This is a genomic window from Campylobacter concisus (assembly GCF_003049705.1).
In the GTDB taxonomy this organism is placed as follows: Bacteria; Campylobacterota; Campylobacteria; order Campylobacterales; family Campylobacteraceae; genus Campylobacter_A; species Campylobacter_A concisus_AR.
In genome coordinates this window covers 1-20,816 of the sequence record NZ_PIRF01000007.1, presented here as the reverse complement: position 1 = coordinate 20,816, position 20,816 = coordinate 1, and the positions used below count along the sequence as shown (strand labels likewise).

Genomic DNA, 20,816 nt, shown 5'->3' with positions numbered 1-20,816 from the left:
CAAATTTATTTAAATAGCCCTTTGATCTTCTCAAAAATCGACTTTTTGCCAGTCTCTTCTTGATTTATCGCCTCGCCAATCTGCTGCACTGCGATCTGTGCGTAGATAATAGCACCCTTTGGATCGCAGTTAAAGAGATTTGAATATGAGCTTGATTTGTTTAGATCAAGTGGATTTGGCTCCACGACCTCAGTGGCCTCGAGCAGGCCTATTTCTAGCTCGCATGCGTAGTTTAGCGCATCTAAAAATGCAGGTAAATTTTGAGCGTAAAAGCCATCAATTGCCTCTTTTATCTCGCCACCTGCTTCATAGTCAGCCTTTAGTTTAGCTACGTTTTTAGCGTTTACATAAGCGCCACAGCAGTAGTTTTCGGTGATCTCATTGTAAATTTCGCCACTAAATTTATCCAAAAACTCGCTTGGTAAAATTTCTCGCCAGTTGCTGATATAGTTTTTAAATTTCTCATTTTGTCGGGCCAAAGAGCTTAGTGCTGTGCCCCGAGTGTAGAAATATTTTCTAAAAAATCCTTGAGTAACAGCGATACAAAAGCCATGAGTTTTGTTAAAAATTTCATCGTCTTTATACTGCAGTGCAGCACTTAGTGTATCTTTGTACTTTTGCGCGTAAAATTCCTCTACGCCAGCCTTGCTAGCAAGTGCTAAAACCTCGTCAAATTTACCAGCCCTTGCAAGCTCAAGTGCTTCAAAATACCACTTTGAAATTTCATCTTCGCTAATGGCGTGATAGCTTATATCATAGCCCATTACTTGCTCTCATTGATGAAATTTTCGATGTTTGCGACGATCTTTGTTATGAGTGTCTTTCTAGCTTCCAGGCTGCCCCATGCTACGTGCGGTGTGATGAGTAGATTTTCTTTGTTTTTTACATTTAAAAATGGGCTATTTTTGCTCATTGGCTCGCTTTCTAAAACATCGGTGCCAAAGCGTAAATTTCTCTCATTTATCGCCTTTGCCATCGCCGCTTCATCCACTATACCACCACGTCCTAAATTTAGCACTATCGCATCATCTTTTAGTAAATTTATCTCGTTTGCGCCAAGTAAATTTCTAGTCTTTTCATTTAGTGGTGCATGGATGCTGATGATGTCGCTACTTCTTAGTAGCTCCTCTAAACTTTTTTGCTTAAATTCGCTATTTTTATTTGCTCCGCTTGTCGAGTAGTAGCTCACATTTGCGCCAAATGCACGCGCCACTGCCGCCACGCCACGACCTATCTCGCCAAGTCCGATGATGCCAAATTCTTTGCCAGCGATCTCGCTGATATCTGCGCCAAGATAGGTAAAAATTTCACTCTTCACCCACTCTCCGCTTTTAACGTATTCGTCATAAAATTTGATGTGATTTGTTAGCTCAAAAAGCATCGCAAACGTGTGTTGCACGACGCTTGCGGTTGAGTAGCCAGCGACGTTTTTAACAGCTATGTTTTTAGCTTTTGCGTGCTCTAGATCGACATTATTCATACCAGTTGCGCTTATACAAATGAGCTTTAAATTTGTCGCCTCCATCACGGCTTTGTCGATGATGACCTTGTTTGTGATGACCACATCAACGCCCTTTAGACGAGGCACGATCTCTTCGCTTTTTGTTTTTTGATAGCTGATAAACTCGCCAAATTTCTTAAAAACACTAAGATCTACGTTCTCTCCCAGCGTGGCCGCGTCTAAACAAACGATTTTCATCTTTAGTCCTTAATGAAATGTCCTACAAATTTAGAGTAGTTATCTAAAATTTTGCCGCCCTTTCTATATCCAAGCGCACACGCTTCATAAGCGTAAAATACGCCTGCTTGGTAGTTATCGCCTCTCTCGTCTTGATTAAACTCGTAAAATTCTTGATAAATGGCTTTATTTGAGTCGTATTCGCCGTCATTACTTGCTATTTGCGCACCGTTTTCATCGTGTATTGAGACGTTTGCGCCCTCTCTTCCAAATACTGGCTTTTTCACATATTTTTTACCCTTTAGCGGCCCGTTTGAGGTCTCAAGTAAGAGCGGGTGATTTGGATATAGATCCCAAAGAATTTTTAAAATTCCCTTGCTTTGGAAAAGTAGCGTGTAGGCGGGATTTATGATGATGGCTTTTTGGTTTTTGATGATATTTGAAAGTATAAGTGCTAGCTCGCCTTCATCGATCGCTATGCTCTCCCAAGGCACAAGCTTAAACCAGTATTCAAAATTTTCATCGCCTTTAAAAATGCCCTCGTCATCGTTAAAAACGACCTCATCAACGTAGGCAAAGTCGGTTTTAAAGCCGGCTTCTTTTGCGATGTATTGTAGTAATTTTACGGTTTGCTCGTCCTCGATACTGCCAGCAATTGAGCTAAAGAGTATCCCCCAGCCCTCGTAAACATCTTCGAAATTTACATTATCGTCGCCAAGCGTGATAAGGCGTTTAAAATTTTGTTTTAGAGCTTCGTAAAGGTTATTAAATTGCTCTGCTTCATCCATATGATTTAGCTTTAGCATCGCCCACTGGATGATCGCCGTCTCAAAGACTGCCGTTGGCGTGTCAGCGTTAAACTCAATGAGCTTTATAGGCTTACCATCAAGTCCGCCCGCTAGATCAAACCTGCCATAAAGGTGCCAATGAACGTCATTTTCCCAGCTGTTTTTTATGCTATCTACTAGGTTAAATGGTATGCCTATCTCGTGAAAAAGGTTGTTGTCGATCACGTGCTGAGCGGCATTTACATACATATCGTAAAGCTCGTTTGCCGCTTCGTAGTATGCATTTGCCTCTTTTTCGCTTACTTGCACGATCTCATCAGCGGTATATGAGCTATTATCGTTATCTGTGTGCCATGCAAAGCCTATTTTCTCCATAAATTCGTTGTTTAACGGGGTGATTTTTCTTAAATTTACCATTTTTAGCCTCCAAAACTTGATGAGCTAGAGCTTGACTTTGAGCCACCACCGAAAAATCCACTCTTTCCGCCACTGCTTCTTGCAGCAGAATTTGCCACCTTTTGCTTGTTAAAGCTATCCACGCTTCTTGTGTAGGCACTTGGATTTTTATATGTGCTTTGGCGATTTGCTTGGAAATTTTGATTGCCAAAGAGCTTGCTGCCTATCCAGCTACCAAGTATTGCGCCGGCTGCTGAAGCAAGGATCGTCTCGCCAAGACTTAGTTCGCCGCTACTTAGCTGTGCGTCGCTAGTTCTTGTCAAATTTGAAGTGTTGTTATCGATCTTTGCGTTTGCTTGCGCTAGAAGTTTGTCGATCTCATCTTTACTTAGCACACGCTCAGTGCCGTTCATATCTTTTAGCACGACCCTAGTTTCGGTGCTTGGGTACTCTTCTAAAATTTTATAAACGCCAGGTGCACTCTCTTCGATGATGACAAAAGCGCCGTTTTTTTGCGCAACTTCATTTAGTGCGTTTTCATCACCGCCATTGTTACTGCCACAACCAGCAAGGCCAGCCATAACGATCGCACCAAATCCGCCTACCGCAGCATAAGTAGCTATCTTTTTAATGTGTTTCATATCTCTCCTATCAACTCTTTTAAATTTTTATGTCTTCTAACAAGTATCACACCTCGTTTAAATTTTATAAATTTTGAGTGGTGTATCGCTTTTATTATCTTTTCACTGATTTTTTTTGTTGCCTTTGGCTTTAGATTTAGCTCCTTTAAAAATTCACTTAAATTTATCCATTTTGACTCATTTTCTATTTCGGCCTCTATCGCTTCATTATTTGGCATATCGTCATTTTTTTGTGCTAAAAGCGGCCTTTGCATAGCATTTAGAAACTGCATGAGCTTTTCATCTCTATCTTTATAAATTTGCAAAATTTCATTTTTTCGCTCGATTAGCATCTGCTCTTTTTCTTTAAAAAGCCTATCTTTATCGGCTTGCAAGTTTAAATTTAAGCTCTTTAACTCGCTTAACTCATTTAGCAAATAATTTACAAACTCATCATTTTGGGATTTAGTTTTTGTGCTTTTTGGAGCGGATTTTGTGGCTTTTTCGCTACTTGGTTTCTCGTCAAGGATGACAAATTTAGTACCATTTTCGATGACTGTTTTTAACGAGCCTCGGCGGATTCTATTATAGACTGCTTCTTTTGTTATGCCTAAAATTTCTGCAGCTTCATTTACAGCTAGTTTTTGCATCGGATTTCCGTTTAAAATAAAATAAAAAAATTGCTTTGATTATAAAAAAATAAGGCTAAAAGAAGAGTTAAACAAAGAGAGCAAAGCCCTCTTTGTCTTGGTTTTAGAGTCTTGACTCGTAGCGTCTAAGCATATAAAGACGTTTAAGCATTTTCTTACGAGCTGCAATTTTTTGTTTTTTGCGGATCTCAGTTTTAGGCTCAAAGAAGCGTCTAGCTCTTGCTTCAGTTACTACTAAGTTACGGTCAGTTTGTTTCTTAAACTTTCTGTAACCCTCGTCAAATGACTCGTTAGGATGTACCTTAATACCAGGCAACGTCCTCACCACCTTTCAGATTAAAATAAGCCGTGAGTATAGTTTAATTTTCATAAATTTAAGCTTTTAACTATTTTTTTTTAAAACTCTTTTAATGCCATAAGCTTTATAATCATAAAATTTCAAAAAAGGCTTATTATGTCAAAGGATTTTCATCTTAGCTACGCCAAGAGGCGTTACATTTTTTTTGCCTGTATCACGCTATTTGTCTTTGTTTTGCCATTTATCAGGATAAATGACGCGCAGCTATTTTTGCTAAGTTTTGACAAAAGTAGAGTTGATCTATTTTTTACAAAATTTGATATGCAAGAGCTTTACTTGTTGCCATTTTTGTTTATTATTTTGTTCTTAAGTATATTTTTCTTAACGACACTTGCAGGGCGCGTTTGGTGCGGCTGGAGCTGTCCGCAAACTATTTTTAGAACGATATTTCGTGACCTTTTGCAAACTAAAATCTTAAAGATCAGGAAAAATATCCAAAATAAACAAAATGAGCCAAAAGGACAAATTTTAAAGCGTGCTTTAGCAGTAGGGATTTGGTGTGTTTTAGCTCTTGTTATTTCGGCAAATTTTTTATGGTATTTTGTACCACCGCTTGATTTTTTTGCTTATTTAAAAGAGCCAAGCGAACATGGAGTTTTGCTTGCATTTTGGCTTGTTATAGCTATTTGGTTAGTTTATGATGTCATCATTTTAAAAGAAAATTTTTGTATCTATGTCTGTCCTTACGCTAGGGTGCAATCAGTGATGTTTGATAACGACACTATCCAAGTTATTTACAACCAAAAAAGAGGTGGCATAATCTATAATGGACAAGAGAAATTTAAAAAGCCAAAAGAAGAGGGTGCGCTATGTACTGGCTGCGAGGCATGCGTGAGGATATGCCCAACGCACATTGATATAAGAAAAGGTATGCAGCTTGAATGTATAAATTGTCTAGAGTGTAGCGATGCTTGTGCTAAAGTGATGAAGCATTTTGATGAAAGCTCGCTTATTGAGTGGAGAAGTATAAACTCTATAAAAGAGCAAAAAAGAGTCAAAATTTTACGCTTTAGAACGGTTGCTTATCTCGTCATTTTGGGCATTGTCTTAACAGCTGGGGTATTGATGAGTGGCAAAAAAGAAAGTATGCTTTTAAACATAAATAGAACAAGTGAGCTTTATAAAATTTTAGACAAAAATGAAGTCGAAAATTCTTACGTATTTTTGGTGCAAAATACACAAAATAAAGAGCATGCCTTTTACTTTGAAGTAGATGATAAGAATATAGAAATTTCTCGTCCAAATAAGCCATTTATATTAAAAGCTGGCGCAAAACAGCGAGTAATCGTCACATTAAAATCAAAAAATGAAAATTTAAGCGATAAAGATCTTTTAAAACATATAAATATAAAAGCCTATGCCACTGACGAGCCAGCTATCAGCGTGCAAAGGCAAAGTACTTTTATCTATCCTAAAAGATGATAAAATGGCAAAAATTTAATAGGAAGCAATATGGCGATCTCAGAAAAGGGTAAAAAAAGATACAAACTTATCGTAAAAACAGCACTTGAGCTATTTTTAGAAAAAGGATACGAAAAGACAAGTTTAAGTGACATAGTAGCGATAAGTGGCGGATCGCTTTCTAGCATTTATACATTTTTTGAGAACAAAGAGGGGCTTTTTGAGGCGATCATCGAGCAAGAGATAGATAGCCTTATAAAAGAGATCGATGAGAAGATAGATCTTAAAATTTCTCACAGCTTGGAGGAGTTTTTAACCAAATTTGCAACTATAATATTTTCTATCGTTTGTAGCAAAAGGCACATCTCTCTTGGCAAAATAATGATGAGTGAGGGTTCTAAAAATGGTGGCAAGCTTGGTAAGACGTTTTTGGATCAAATTTTAAAAAAGATCGATCTTGTGCTTATAAATTTCTTTGAAAGAGATGAGGTAAAAGCCAAACTTGATTCAAAATTTTCAGCCAAATTTGCTGCAAAGTACTTTATACAAAGCGTTATAGGAGCTTATTACTATGATTCGCTTTTGATAAATGAAGAACCAAAGCTTAGTGAAAGAGAGCGTAAAAAGCATATTGGCTTGTGTGTTGAGTTGTTTTTGAATGGAGTTAGTAAAAAATAAAATTGACTTTTTATTTGTTTTCTAATAGAATCGAGAACTTTAAATTTTTGTAACAATTATTATAAAAACTAAATATGATATTAAAATTTAAAATTAAGAGAGGTTTTTATGGCAAATTTTAAGAGTGCTCTTGTGCTTTCGGTTGCAGTTTTATTTCTAAGTGGTTGTTTTGAAAATAAAGAGAATAAAGCAGCAACAGGTCGCCAGATGCCACTATCTCATGTGGATATTTTTACCGCACAAAAAACAGACATACCTATCAGTTTCGATTACACCGCAACGGTTGCAAGTAGTCAAGATGTTATTATCTATCCAAAAGTTGGCGGAACTATCATAAAGCAGTTTTTCAAACCAGGAAGTAAAGTAAAAGCGGGCGATAAGTTATTTTTGATAGATCCAGAAAAATATCAAGCTAGCTTTGACTCACTTGATGCTTCTGTTGGCGTAGCAAATGCAAATTTAAAAAATGCCGAGACCGAGTTTAAAAGAATTTCTACCCTTTATAAGAAAAATGCAGTATCTCAAAAAGACTACGACGCAGCCGTTGCAGCTTATGACATTGCAAATGCGAATTTAGTAAGCGCAAAAGCAAATTTAAAAAATGCAAAAATCGATCTAGGATACACGACTATTACAGCGCCATTTGACGGTGTAGTGGGTGATAATCAAGTAGATGTTGGCTCGCTTGTCATAGCAAACCAAACAAAGCTTGTAAGACTTACAAAAATAAATCCTATTGAAGCAGAATTTTATATCGCTGATGTGGATAATCTAACTAGAAAGACAAATTTGGATAACGGCTCGTGGCAACAGCTAAATAGTGACGCTGTGTTAAGTGTCAATGGCGAAAATTTTAATGGTAAAGTAAATTTTATAGATAGTGTTGTAAATACCGCAACTGGCAGCGTTTTGGCAAAGGCTAGCTTTGATAACAGCGAGGGTAAAATTTTACCAGGCGCGTTTGGTCATATAAAGATGAGCGGCTTTGTTCAAAAAAATGCCTTTAACATCCCACAAGTTGCCCTTCAACAAAGCGCTACAAACTCTTATGTTTTAGTCGTAAAAGATGGCAAAGTAAGTCAAAAAAATGTAAAAACAGGATATCAAACAAAAAATATGGTAGCAATAACTGAAGGTCTTGAAGATGGCGATAAGATAATCGTTAATAACTTCATTAAAATCGGAGTTGGTGCACCAGTTGAAACTGATAAAGACCTAAGTGCGGAATTTATAAACGGCAAAGATGTAAATGCTACAAGTAGCAAGTAAAGGCAGATAGATGTTTTCAAGATTTTTCATAAACCGCCCGATATTTGCAACTGTTATATCTATCATCATAGTTATAGCAGGTCTTATGGGTATCAAGGGGCTTCCTATAGAGGAGTATCCAAGTCTTACTCCACCTACTGTCTCTGTAAGTGCGACATATAGCGGTGCTGATGCACAGACTATCGCCGACTCAGTCGCAAGTGCGATCGAAGATCAGATAAACGGCGTTGAAAATATGCTATATATGCAAAGCACCTCAAGCTCTGCTGGTACGATGAATATAAGTGTATATTTTAAGATCGGCTCATCGTCAAAACAAGCTACGATCGATGTAAATAACCGCGTACAAGCAGCTCTTTCAAGATTGCCTCAAGAAGTGCAAAGCATGGGTGTAACGGTGCGTGAAAGAAGTGGCTCGATCCTTCAAGTAGTTGGCTTTACAAATCCAAATATGGATTTGATAGAGCTATATAACTATGTAAATTTAAATATTGCTGATGAGATAAAAAGGGTTAGTGGTATCGGTGATACAGTATTGATAGGTACTAAAGAGTATTCTATGAGAATTTGGCTAAAGCCAGATAGACTAGCTCATTTTAAACTAACTCCAAGCGACGTCATTTCTCAAGTAAAAATTCAAAACTCACAATACGCTGCTGGCAAGATAGGCGAACAGCCATCGGATGGTGGTAATCCTTATGTCTATTCTGTTCGTACCGATGGACGTCTTAAAAATGCAGCCCAGTTTGGCGATATAATAATTAAAAGTTCCGATGGATCAGTGTTGAAGCTAAAAGATGTAGCTACCATAGAGCTTGGAGCAGCTAGCTATGCTAACGATGCGATGTTAAACGGCAAACCGGCTATTCCTCTTTTGCTATTTTTACAAAACGATGCGAATGCTCTTGCTACCGCAAATGCTGTAAAAGAAAAGCTTAACGAGCTAAAGAAAACTTATCCTGTTGGCCTAGAGCACACCATAGCTTACAATCCAACAGAATTTATAGATGTTTCAATTGATGAGGTTATAAAAACTTTCATTGAAGCGATGATACTTGTCTTAATCGTAATGTACTTTTTCTTAAAAAGTTTTCAGGCGACTATCATTCCGATGCTTGCTGTACCAGTCTCTATAATAGGTACATTTGGTGGACTTTATGTGATGGGCTTTAGTATAAATTTGATCACGCTTTTTGCCCTGATCCTAGCCATCGGTATCGTCGTAGATGACGCTATTATCGTCATAGAAAATGTCGAGAGAATTTTACATGAAGATAAAGAGATCAGCGTAAAAGACGCGACTTTTAAGGCGATGGAGGAGGTACAAACTCCAGTTATCTCTATCGTGCTCGTACTTTGTGCGGTTTTCGTACCAGTCTCTTTCATGGAGGGTTTTGTTGGCGTTATACAAAAGCAATTTGCGTTGACACTTGTTGTTTCTGTTTGTATCTCAGGCTTTGTCGCTCTTACTCTTACGCCAGCACTTTGTGCGGTTATGCTTAAGAAACAAGAGAGCAAGCCATTTTGGATAGTTCAGAAATTTAACGACTTCTTTGACTTTAGCACCAGACTCTTTACGGCCGGAGTGGCTAAAATTTTAAGGCACATTATTATTAGCTTTATTGTAATTGGTATTTTAGGATTTGCCACTTATAAGCTATTTGATGCTGTGCCAAAAGGACTTGTGCCTTCAGAAGACAAGGGTGCTTTAATGGTTATCACCTCACTTCCACCTTCAACAAATATGCTAAAGACAAAAGAAGAAGTAGTCTCAATTAGCAACGCCATTTTAAGCAATCCAAATGTTGAGTTCACTATGGCTTTTGCAGGTTATGACATACTAGCTAGCTCGCTTAGGGAAAATTCAGCCGTTAGCTTTATAAAGCTAAAAGATTGGAGTGAGAGAAAAGGCGCTAACAATGGAGCTGATACATTAGCTGGCCAGTTTAACGGTATGCTTTGGAGCTCAAAAAACTCAATGACATTCGTTGTAAATTTACCGCCTATTATGGGTCTATCAATGACTGGTGGCTTTGAGATGTATCTACAAAATAAAAGCGGTAAGAGTTACAACGAGATAGAAGCAGATGCTAGAAAAGTATCAGCAATAGCCAATGCAAGGCCTGAACTAACAAATGTCAGAACTACGCTTGAGACAAATTATCGTCAGTTTAAGATAACAGTTGATAAAGAAAAAGCTAAATTATTTGGCGTAAGTGAGAGCGAAATTTTTAGCACAATAGCGGCTACTTTTGGCTCTTACTACATAAATGACTTCAATCTTGCTGGTAAATCTTACCGAGTATATGCAAGAGCTGAGGAAAGTTTTAGAAATAATCCTGAAGATCTAAGAAAAATTTTCGTCCGCTCAAACGATGGCGGCATGGTGCCACTAAATTCAGTAGCAACACTTACAAGAACGATTGGACCTGATATCGTTGATAGATTTAACCTCTTTCCATCAGCTAAGATCATGGGCGATCCAAAACCTGGCTATACATCAGGTGATGCGATCAGAGCGATCCAAGAGGTCGTAAATGACACGCTAAGTAGCGAGGACTACGCTATAAGCTGGGCGGGAACGGCGTATCAAGAGGTAAATTCTCAAGGAACAGGCACGGTTGCTTTTATCTTTGGTATGATTTTTGTCTTTTTGATCCTTGCAGCTCAGTACGAAAGATGGCTCATTCCGCTTGCGGTTATCACAGCCGTGCCATTTGCGGTATTTGGCTCGTTGCTAGCTGTTTGGATAAGAGGCCTAACAAACGACATCTACTTTGAGATCGGACTCTTGTTGCTTATCGGTCTAGCGGCTAAAAACGCCATTTTGATCGTAGAATTTGCTATGCAAGAGCGTGATAGTGGTAAGAGTATCTTTGACTCAGCGATAAATGCGGCAAAACTTCGTTTTAGACCTATAGTAATGACTTCAATCGCATTTACACTTGGCGTATTTCCTATGGTTATAAGCGCAGGTGCTGGTGCAGCTTCTCGCCACTCACTAGGAACTGGCGTGGTTGGTGGTATGATCGCTTCTACGACGATAGCTATATTTTTCGTGCCAATGTTTTATTATTTGCTTGAAAATTTAAATGAAAAATACTGGAAAAAGGGAGCAAAAAAAGATGAAAAATAAGGCGTTTATACTTATAATGGCGGCGTTTTTAGCTGGTTGCTCATTTCGTCCAGATATGCCAAATGTAGATACAAATTTCACATCTACTTACACTTATGAGACAAGTGATATAAGAGATCTTTGGTGGAGAGAATTTAAAGATGAAAATTTAAATTCTCTAGTAGAAAATGCACTCGATAAAAATACAAATTTACGTGTTGCTTATTTAAATTTAGAGAAAGCAAAAGCAAGCCTTGGCGTAGCTGAGGCAGATTTGCTTCCTGGTATAAATTTAAATATAGGCTACGAAAAAGCAAAAAGTAGTGGCGAAACATATACTAAGCAACCACAAACTCGTTATAGAAAATCAGATATAAATTTAGGGCTAAACTACGAGATAGACCTTTGGGGTAGAGTAAGAAATAATGTAGCAGCAGCTGAAGAAAGCCTAAATGCAACCAAATTTGACTACGATAGCGCGAGGCTAAGTATCAGCTCAAGTGTTGCAAAAAGCTACTTTGCGTTAGTTTCATTAAATATGCAAGAAGCTGTGCTAAGAGAGACTTTAAAAACCTATGAAGACACGCTAGTGCTTCGCAAAACACAGCTTGATCTTGGAAGCATAAATGAGATGACTTATTTGCAAAGTAAGGCAGCAGTAGAAAGCGCTAAGACCAATCTTACTTCTATATTAAATGCAAAGTCAAAAGCTATCACTTCACTAGCCATCTTGACTGGTAAAAGTAATAATGAAATTTTAGGTGGAGCTATTGCTAGCTCACAAAATTTACCAGCTTCTCCAGAGATAAGTGCTGGCATTAGCTCTGAAATTTTGCTAAGAAGAAGCGATGTGGCAAAGGCACTGGCTGATCTAAAATCTACAAATGCACTTGTCGGTGCGGCAAAGGCCGAGTATTTTCCTACGATTTCACTTACTGGGCTTTTTGGCTTTTCAAGTATTGATTTTGAAAATATCTTTGTTGGAAATGCCAATACATGGAGCATAGGCGGCTCTTTAGCACAGAAAATTTTTGATTTTGGTAGGACAAAAAATAATGTAGCAGTGGCTAAAACAAATGAACAAATTGCCGCTGTTAATTATGAAGCAGCGGTAAAATCGGCTCTTGGTGAAGTAAGAGATGCGCTTATTTCAAGGCAAAATGCAAAAATTTCTTTGGAACAAGTGAAAAATTTGCTAAAATCCCAACAAAGAATTTACTCGCTTGCTAAAGAGCAATATGATGCTGGCTACATTGGACATTTAGAGCTTCTTGATGCGGAGAGAAATTTGCTTCAAGCAAAATTACAAGATGTCTCGGCAAAGCTTGATGAGGTTGATAGTGTAGTCGAAGTTTATAGAGCTTTTGGTGGCGGCTTTAAGTTGGAAAAATAATTAAAAAGGAGAGAAATTGGGAACTAAGATATTAAATTTCTTGTTTTCTTGGGGTTTTTTCGTTTTTGCTATCGCTCTTGGCGTAGCATTATGGTTTGCAATAAATTACGTTGATACATTTAGGCTTGAGTCAAGCTTTTATGATATCGGCGAGATATTTATGATGGCGGCTGTTTTTTGTATTGCCTTTTATGTGATCGCAGCAATATTTGTTATTCCTATTAGAGCGATCAAAAAATCTTAATCTTTCATCTAAGGACAAAATCCTTAGATGAACTCCTTGACTTCATTATGTAAAATTCTTAGATTTTTGATTATTTATTTTAAAAATTTATTTATGAAATTTACCGCATTTATATTACTACTTCTAACAAGTATATTTTTAATAGCTTGCTCAGCTAATCAAGCAAATAAAAAGATAAGTAACTCTGAACTAGAAAACTTAGCCAAACAATATGGTGGAGTATATATATTTAATCAAAAATTTGTTGATGAGATAGAGAGACAAGAACAAATAAGAGATAATAAAAGAAAAGAAATTTTAGAGAGAATAAAGACAATACCTAATAAAAATGAAAGAAATCAAAAAATGAGAGAAATTTTAAAAACAGAGTTTTACGATAATCCAAAAATGGATCAAACCCTCTCAAATAGTAAAAGATATTATGAAAATTCAACAGATTATGAAAACCAAACCAAAAAGAAGATAAAGATTCCAGCAGAATATAAAGAAAAGGTTATAAATTTTATAGGTATAGATAATTACAACAAATATAAACCAGGTTTTGATCTAGGTTATTTTTGTATAGATCAAGAAGGCAATATTGAAGTAATAGATATGACAGTTGATTACTATATTGTAAAAACAGACTATGGACTATTTGGTGACGAAGGAAGAGGATTTAGCTTTAAACAAAATAGATATGTAAATATAAGCGGTGGAAACAAATTCATTCTAACAAACAACAAATTCATAAAAGCAAACAAGGACAAGTAAGTGCAAACTAAAAAATCAAATAAAGAGCTAATAAATTGCTTTAAGGACTATATTGATATAGCTGATGCAAGTTATGCAATGCTTCATAATGTATTTGAGAATGAAAGAAATGGACTTGATGAGCTTTATGATAAATGAAGTAAATTTTAATAAACCCCAAACAGCACATAATAAATTAATAATATTATAAATACAATAACAATAAAATATCCAAACTAAAATTTCAAACATAAAAGGATAACCAATGAAATTTCTAGCTATAACACTCTTACTTCTAACAAGTATATTTTTAATAGCTTGCTCAGCTAATCAAGCAAATAAAAAGATAAGTAACTCTGAACTAGAAAACTTAGCCAAACAATATGGTGGAGTATATATATATGATGAGAAATTTGAGAAAGAGATAGAGAGAAGAGAAAAAGAAAGAAGCGATTATATGGATGATTTCTTTAAAAATAATAAAAGAAATTTTAAAAGATCTGACCTAGAAATCATGGATCAAAAATTCCCTCAAACCCTCTCAAATGGTAAAAAATATTATACTAGTTGGCTAGATTATGAAAGAGATACTGGTAAAAAAGCAGAAATCCCTGAAAAGTATATAAGTAAAATAAAAGAGCTTATGGGCAATGATAACTATAAAAAGTCACCAAATAGACCAATATTAGTAGGCTTCTATGAAGATAATAATCAAATAGTACCTATTGAATTATCAATGTCTTATACATACTATAAAACTAAATATGGACTATTTGGTGATGAGGGAATGGGAATTAGATTTAAAGATGAAGAGAGAATTTTTATACCAGGTGGAAACAAATTCATTCTAATAAACAACAAATTCATAAAAGCAAACAAGGACAAGTAAGTGCAAACTAAAAAATCAAATAAAGAGCTAATAAATTGCTTTAAGGACTATATTGATATAGCTGATGCAAGTTATGCAATGCTTCATAATGTATTTGAGAATGAAAGAAATGGACTTGATGAGCTTTATGATAAATTTGGTAAAGATAATGTCCCTGAAAACATTGTAAATTCTTATAGAGAAGATGAAAAGAAAAAGCCTATTTGGAGATATGCGGATGATATTACCAAGGGAGACACAATAGAGGAGCTTTCTGAGAAAGCAAAGAACAACGGTAAAAAATTTGGTGAGCCTACTGCTTATGCTCTTTGTATTGAAGCTAGATTTATGGCAGATAAATTTGTAAGAGATCCCAATGGTGAAGAAAATGAAAAACCAAAAAAATTAGAAAATAATGTTAAAAGATTTATTACAACTCCAACTGATAAAAATGGTAATAAAGCTAATCCTAAAATTTTCTACGCCCCTGAATCCCTCTCTCCTCGCACAAAACTATTTGTCAATCGCTATGAGCTAGTAAAGCACATACCTAATCAAAAGTCAGGTTTTAGCTCAACTATATTTTATGACACGCTTAAGTCAAACTATATCATAGGCTTTAGAGGAACAGAGATGAAAATAAACGATCTCTTAGATGATGCCTTTATGGCTATCACATCAAGAGCGCTTATGCAAATATCTGCCTTAAAATCACTTCAGTCTTCTATGCAAGAAGCAATAAATTCTCATAGTCAAAACTTAAGTGGTTTAGATAACACTGCCAAAGATATCATCCTATCAGGTCACTCATTAGGAGGTCATCTAGCTCAAATATATGCAGTAACCTTTAAAGATAGCGGAGTAAAAGAACTTTATACTTATAACGCTCCAGGAATTTATGGTGGTATATTAGCTTCAGCTTTTACTTGGAGCTTAAGGCTTCTTAGCTTTGTGGCTAAAGCCATAGCAAAAGGTGCAAGATGGATAGCAAGAGTCATAGACAAAGATGGCTTTATAGGAAAGATGGTAGGCTCAGTTTTTAACAAGATAAAAGGTATGTTTGGCTTTAAAGATGATAAGAGCAGTGTAGATGAATACGTAGATGTAGTTAAAAATAATAAACAAGCTCAAAAGACTCTTGCAGATAAAAAGGTGAGCTCTAATATAAATAAAGCTAGCAAAGAAAAAGATATAGACATAGAGATACATCACGTAGAGAGCGTTAAACAAAGTATCAATAGAGATGAAGATAGCTTTTCGAAAGATGTAGCTGTTTTGATAGAACCTACCTTTTCGGTCATATCTGATCTAGGCTATAAGCTAGGCATAGATACAACTGGCGAAGTAAAGTATGAAAATACCGAGAATAGACACTTGGTGAATATATTAATTAGATCTCACTTTTTAAAAGAGAGCGTTTTGGTTTTATATATGTTGTGCTATCTTTTAGAAAACAAAGAAAATGAAGCAAAAATAGAAGGCAAAGATATAGCTGAAGCACTTGATTATCTAAATGAATATATCCAGTCGCTTAAATTTAAACTAAAATGCATAAGATCGAAGTTAAATTTGGATGTAAATATAGATGATATAAGCGATGCTTCTATGCTAGATACGCCTTTATATATTTTTTATGCTTATTTAAATCTCTTTTATGAATATGGCAAATTTAGTGATGAAAATTTTAAGCAAGATATGGTCGGGTATATAATAGAAAATTTAGGCAGCAACATAGATAAAAATAGCAACAAAGAAGCACATCTAGTAAAGATACTAGATATAGATGATCTAGATAAACTAGATGCGACAAAGATAGTAAGTGATGCTAGAGCTGGTGATATAGATATGCTAGTGGCTATTTGTGCTTTGAATTTATTTGTATTTGAAAAAAAGATAGATGTAAATGAGCTTGGTAAATATTTCTCTTATAGTAAAAACATCTATAAAAATATAACGATACTACGAGATAATAGAGTGGATATAGCGGAGGCTAGCATCTTCGTAAAAGATAGAATAGATATGCTAAAGAGCATAATAAATCTAAAATATGCGGATCTAGCAAAGCTAAAAGAAAATGAAAATTTTTTAGCTAGCATAGACTCTAAGGACATAAGCTCTAGCGATGAAGCCATAGTAATAGCTAATAATAAATCTGCTCAAAATAACGACGATGTGGCTTACAACAATAAAGTAGCAACCGATGATATAAAAGCTCTTATGAATGAGAGCGTAGGAAGTATCTTTTATAAAAACAACGATACCCTTAGTGTAAGTGCAGTAGATAAAAGTATAGTCGATGTTGAGGTATTAAAGGAGATATTTAAGCTAGATAGCAAAAATATGAATCAAAGAATATATCTAAACTCTGCTCTTTTATCTAAAGCCAATGAAGAGGAGGATTATCCACTTTATTTTAAAGACGAAAAATATAACAGTGATGAGAATATACCTCTAAATTTTACTCATCAGCCAAGAGATGAGGATAAAGATATAGGAAGGCTAAATGTTGCTTATAGAAATTCTCAAGCAAATATATTAAATTATTCACTATTAAATAAGAGTCTAAATATCGATCTAAAACCAATGAGCAAAAAGACTAAAGAGGCTCTTTCAAATTTAAATCAAAGGCAAAATTTACAAAAAGATAATCAATCTAAAGAAATTTCATCTACTGCGACTTCATGCCCTATCATAGAGGATGACACTATCATTTGCCCACATGGCGGTCATGTGATCTTAAAAAGTAGGGCAGGTAGGAGCATAAGATCAGACGATCAAGGCGTGATACTTGATGTTGATTTTATAAACTCGCCGATAGTAGGCTGCTCAGCTAGGATCCCATGCGTCATAGTAGCTTATGTGCCAAGATCGGCACTTAGTCTAAAAAGCATGAATGATCACTACGCTGTAATGCAGGATCTAGTGCCAAACTGCCTAAGCAACACTGGCTCTTCGCTAAGGTGTATAAAAAAAGAGAATAAACTAAAACTAGAGCATAGTTTAGGTAATCCTATGTTTGAGAATAATAACCTTGCCGTACAAAATCCAAATTTAAACAAGCCATTGATTAGACTTCATATAAAAGCTTTTGCCTCTCAAATAGATAATCTTTTGGTAACTACCTATTATCTATTTGATAAAAAATTTGAAGATAAAAATGGCTTCAGCAAGATCAAACTCAATTTAGACGAGGGAAGAGACGTAGAGGATAAGAATTTAAAGGCTCTTTTAGCGGATAATTATGATGATAAGCGTTATGACATCAAAGAATTTAAACTAAGATATGGAGTGGATAAGCTGAATTTGATATTTGTAGTTCCAAAGAATTTTAGCTCTCTTGATAAAGAGAACTACAAAAAGGCAAATAGCCCGGAAAGTGGGGTAGGCTTTTTTGCCAGTTTAGATGAATTTAATAGTTCTAATATAGAAAAGAATAGACATACTTACACTTATGTTTTTATGTCTCCAACTGGAGCTAAAAGCATAGAGCTTGAGATAGCTAAAGGGCTAGATAGTGGCTATACAAATGATATAAACACAACTAGCTTTGTAATGCTTGTTAGTTGATAAATTTAAAGAGAGGGATCGTTCTTGAGATTAGATAATACAAAAATTATTAGAAGCATAGAAGAACTACTTTTTGAGGTCGGCGTAAATGGAGAAGGATATAAAAATATAACCTTTTATTGCCGTGATTTAAACCATTTTTATAATACAAATATATTAAACGGAGATGCCTTATATAATAAGATATTTACAAGGCTATATGATCAAAAAAAGGCGGGCAAAAATGTTAGCATAAAGACTTATAAATATTTTGATAAGTTTAGTTTATTTAAGAATGAGCGTGGTTTTGAAAGAACCGATGAAATAAAAGTCGCAAACAGTAGTATGAAATTGGAGGTGCTTAGTCAAGAAAAGGATATCATTGAAGAGTTTACTAAAGAACTAGTAAATCTTGCAAATATTTTTAGAGAACAAGGCAATATGGTTAAAAATTTTGAAGAAGCATCTAGTGAACTAGTTAGCAACTATAAAAAAATAGATCGAAACATTAACTCCTTATCGGATAGGCTAAGGGATGAGCTAATAAAAAAAGCAACCATAATATTAAATCATGAAAATTTTGATAAAGAAGAAGAGAGTATAGAAGCAATCAAAGACGGTTTTGAGGAAATCAAAGAGAACCTTAAAAAGGCTTCAGAGGATGGCAAGATTTATATGGCAAAAGAGATAGTTAAATTCTTTTTTAGTCTTATTGATATAACTGATTTAAGGGCTACATTTAAGCCACTAACACTACTGCTTGCCGTGCCAGATGCACTTTCTGCCACTAAAAATATAGGTGAATTTCTTCAAAAAAGAGGATTTTATGCCTTTTCTAGTCCGGTTATGAGCTTACTAGCTACTAAGTTTGGTTTTACATTAGGGTTATTAAATACAGTATCGTTTAACAATATTCTGGTTTTTACAAATGATGATCAAAATAGTGGGGCATTTATAGATTTTTCAGGGTTTGATATAACAGCCACTAAGACGAAAAGTAATTACGATGAGTATATTGGAATTTGCTCTAATTTTTCATTAGAGGGTGATGAAAAAAGCCTATTTGAAGCAAAGATAAGCAAATATGAAAATATAGATAAAAAAAATAATATATCAATATGTAAAAATGATAAGGATAATGCTGAAGAGAGTCTACTTAAGAGGATAGAAGAGTGTGTGATCGCAAATAGAGCAAATTTTGTCTATATGCAGTATCCATTTTTCAATTCTTTAAAATTTGCGAATCTTTTAAGGGATAAATCCTTAACTACAAAGGACGATACTCACAATACAAATAACAGTAGCGGTACCTCTAAAAACTATCTCATTATTTCAAATGCCCCTATGAGAGAAAATGCAAAACTAAATGAGCACCTTTTGCAAAACGTATTAAACTATAAGATAATGGACAGTCTAAATAGGGTGGATAACAAGAAAGTGACTGACCCTAAGCAGCTAAAAGCCACGAAAGACTATAGTCAGTACTCCATACAAGTAGATGCTCAAAATGATGAAGACCTATATTTATTAAGTCTAAGCCCATTTACAAGGGTTAGCAGAGAGAAAATCAAGAAATTTGAAAGTTATATTTCAGACAATTTTATATTTAACAAACCAATGGGCAAAGAAATTTTTAATGGCTCGGAATGTTTCATTAAATTTACGCAAGCCAATACCTATTTAAGTCATATAGATAAGTACTTTAAAAATGCCAAAGACATGGAAGAGATAATTAAAAGAGAAGAAGAATTTTTAGAGGCAAACATAGAGGAATTCAAAATCTTCTTTTTAAATTTGAATTCAAATACGGAACAAGATCGTATTATTTATGCTTTAGGTAAGCCAACTTCAATACCAATCGATGATAGAGGCATGATGCAATTATTGTCAGAGGAGTCTAATGGCGCATTTATAATAGAAACAGAATACTATTATCCAGCCACAAAAGTATTCTTATTAGTGATGGGATATTTTATATTAAGACAAATATTTGATAATTCCTTAATCAAACCAGAGTCTTATCTTGGGAGTGAGGCCATAAATTTATATGGCGAAACATTTCTAGTTTTATCCAAAAACACCTATTATCTAAAAGAAGATGAAACAAAAATACCCATATATTTCTTTAAAAAAGAAAAAGAGGCGAAAGCAGGACAAAAGGATGCCATCTGCATAGAGGAGATAGTGGACTCAATAGAAAAAAGTCATGTGGCTGATGACGATCATATATTAGATGATGATACATATAGTGAGTTAAAAAAGATACTTGAAGAACCAACAACTCTAGACATATATGATATGAGCGATGAGGAATTTGCAAGTAAATTCAAAAAAGAAAATTCTTTAAGTGACGAAGAATATAAAGAACTTGAAAAGAAACTTAGTAATCCTAATAATATAGATACGAGTAGTATAGAGGATGAGAAATTTAAAAAATATATAAAGCAGATAAATGACGATGAGTATAAGGATATGATAGATTTTTCATTAAAGTCTATAATGAACGATATATTATCCGATATATTTCCATTTTATGGTTTTTTTATAGATAAATGCGGTGAGACTGTATGGAAAAGCGTCATAAGGACAATGTTTTATGTAGGCAAAGACGCTACTCCTCTTAATGTTGCCAAAGGTATATTTATGGCAACAGGTGGAGAGCTTAGATTGGCTACGCTAATAAAAGAAAAGCCTATTTTTAAGTTAATTAGTGCAAGTGATAAAAAAAATTTTAACCTTCTAAGTAGGCGTGAATTTTTTAGGATGCAAAAGCTAATAAGCAATGATTACCTTTTTTCATATTTTGATCGAAAGGCAAAAGCAAAAGGTAGAGATCAACTAAAACATCAAGAAAAATTAGCAAAAGACTATAAAGATATCACAAAAAAACTTATAACATTAAGAATAGGTACAGAATTTGTAAAAAATGCTGGAAAGGCAACAGTATCTAATATAACAAGAGCTGGACTTAAATTTTTAGTAGATAGTGCCTATAGCTCATCTTACGAACACCAAAAAAGATCTTATGAACTAATACTTCATAAGTATTTCACAAATAAATTTGATGAAACTTATGCTGT

17 protein-coding genes are annotated in these 20,816 nt (G+C 34.9%); 11 read left to right on the top strand and 6 right to left on the bottom strand.

Annotated features, from left to right (window positions below):
- Nucleotides 1-5: 5 nt before the first annotated feature.
- The 6 genes from CVT05_RS07725 to rpsU form a co-directional block, all read right to left on the bottom strand.
- On the bottom strand, nucleotides 6-764 hold the full coding sequence (locus tag CVT05_RS07725) for a hypothetical protein (protein ID WP_107698383.1): 759 nt from the start codon (nucleotides 762-764) through the stop codon (nucleotides 6-8).
- Nucleotides 764-1,699 (bottom strand): D-2-hydroxyacid dehydrogenase, encoded by a 936-nt coding sequence (locus tag CVT05_RS07720; protein ID WP_107698382.1) that lies wholly within the window; start codon nucleotides 1,697-1,699, stop codon nucleotides 764-766. Before CVT05_RS07720 ends, CVT05_RS07725 begins: the two co-directional genes overlap by 1 nt.
- A 2-nt stretch (nucleotides 1,700-1,701) precedes the next feature.
- Entirely contained in the window at nucleotides 1,702-2,883 is a 1,182-nt protein-coding gene (locus CVT05_RS07715; RefSeq protein WP_107698381.1) for a glutathionylspermidine synthase family protein, read from the bottom strand.
- 2 nt (nucleotides 2,884-2,885) lie between these two features.
- The gene (locus tag CVT05_RS07710) at nucleotides 2,886-3,503 is read right to left on the bottom strand and encodes a UPF0323 family lipoprotein (protein ID WP_107698380.1); all 618 of its coding nucleotides are present in this window, start codon (nucleotides 3,501-3,503) and stop codon (nucleotides 2,886-2,888) included.
- Nucleotides 3,500-4,132: a DNA-binding protein gene (locus CVT05_RS07705; protein ID WP_107698379.1), complete on the bottom strand. Its 633-nt coding sequence runs from the start codon at nucleotides 4,130-4,132 to the stop codon at nucleotides 3,500-3,502. Before CVT05_RS07705 ends, CVT05_RS07710 begins: the two co-directional genes overlap by 4 nt.
- A 103-nt stretch (nucleotides 4,133-4,235) precedes the next feature.
- The gene (gene rpsU, locus CVT05_RS07700) at nucleotides 4,236-4,448 is read right to left on the bottom strand and encodes a 30S ribosomal protein S21 (RefSeq protein WP_009294994.1); all 213 of its coding nucleotides are present in this window, start codon (nucleotides 4,446-4,448) and stop codon (nucleotides 4,236-4,238) included.
- 138 nt (nucleotides 4,449-4,586) lie between these two features.
- On the opposite strand from rpsU, the gene ccoG reads away from it, so the two are divergent.
- From ccoG to CVT05_RS07645, 11 genes are all read left to right on the top strand, one after another.
- Entirely contained in the window at nucleotides 4,587-5,912 is a 1,326-nt protein-coding gene (gene ccoG / locus CVT05_RS07695; RefSeq protein ID WP_107698378.1) for a cytochrome c oxidase accessory protein CcoG, read from the top strand.
- 30 nt (nucleotides 5,913-5,942) lie between these two features.
- Complete coding sequence (locus CVT05_RS07690) at nucleotides 5,943-6,569, top strand: TetR/AcrR family transcriptional regulator (protein ID WP_107698377.1); 627 nt, start codon at nucleotides 5,943-5,945, stop codon at nucleotides 6,567-6,569.
- A gap of 108 nt (nucleotides 6,570-6,677) precedes the next feature.
- Nucleotides 6,678-7,838, top strand: coding sequence for an efflux RND transporter periplasmic adaptor subunit (locus CVT05_RS07685; RefSeq protein WP_107698376.1), 1,161 nt, complete (start codon nucleotides 6,678-6,680; stop codon nucleotides 7,836-7,838).
- A gap of 10 nt (nucleotides 7,839-7,848) precedes the next feature.
- The gene (locus tag CVT05_RS07680) at nucleotides 7,849-10,974 is read left to right on the top strand and encodes an efflux RND transporter permease subunit (RefSeq protein WP_107698375.1); all 3,126 of its coding nucleotides are present in this window, start codon (nucleotides 7,849-7,851) and stop codon (nucleotides 10,972-10,974) included.
- Nucleotides 10,964-12,346: an efflux transporter outer membrane subunit gene (locus tag CVT05_RS07675; protein WP_107698374.1), complete on the top strand. Its 1,383-nt coding sequence runs from the start codon at nucleotides 10,964-10,966 to the stop codon at nucleotides 12,344-12,346. The genes CVT05_RS07680 and CVT05_RS07675 overlap by 11 nt, the downstream gene beginning before the upstream one ends.
- A gap of 16 nt (nucleotides 12,347-12,362) precedes the next feature.
- Complete coding sequence (locus CVT05_RS07670) at nucleotides 12,363-12,590, top strand: hypothetical protein (RefSeq protein ID WP_021090435.1); 228 nt, start codon at nucleotides 12,363-12,365, stop codon at nucleotides 12,588-12,590.
- Between the two features lie 27 nt (nucleotides 12,591-12,617).
- Nucleotides 12,618-13,343: a tRNA 2-selenouridine synthase gene (locus tag CVT05_RS07665; protein WP_234400582.1), complete on the top strand. Its 726-nt coding sequence runs from the start codon at nucleotides 12,618-12,620 to the stop codon at nucleotides 13,341-13,343.
- Nucleotides 13,344-13,481: a diadenosine tetraphosphate hydrolase gene (locus tag CVT05_RS07660; protein WP_085657902.1), complete on the top strand. Its 138-nt coding sequence runs from the start codon at nucleotides 13,344-13,346 to the stop codon at nucleotides 13,479-13,481.
- Between the two features lie 106 nt (nucleotides 13,482-13,587).
- Nucleotides 13,588-14,211, top strand: a complete 624-nt coding sequence (locus tag CVT05_RS07655) for a tRNA 2-selenouridine synthase (RefSeq protein WP_107698373.1) — start codon at nucleotides 13,588-13,590, stop codon at nucleotides 14,209-14,211.
- Nucleotides 14,212-17,757: an Mbeg1-like protein gene (locus tag CVT05_RS07650; protein ID WP_107698372.1), complete on the top strand. Its 3,546-nt coding sequence runs from the start codon at nucleotides 14,212-14,214 to the stop codon at nucleotides 17,755-17,757. It begins immediately after the preceding gene.
- Nucleotides 17,758-17,781: 24 nt separating this feature from the next.
- On the top strand, nucleotides 17,782-20,816 hold a 3,035-nt coding region (locus CVT05_RS07645), incomplete at its 3' end, for a hypothetical protein (RefSeq protein WP_199906746.1).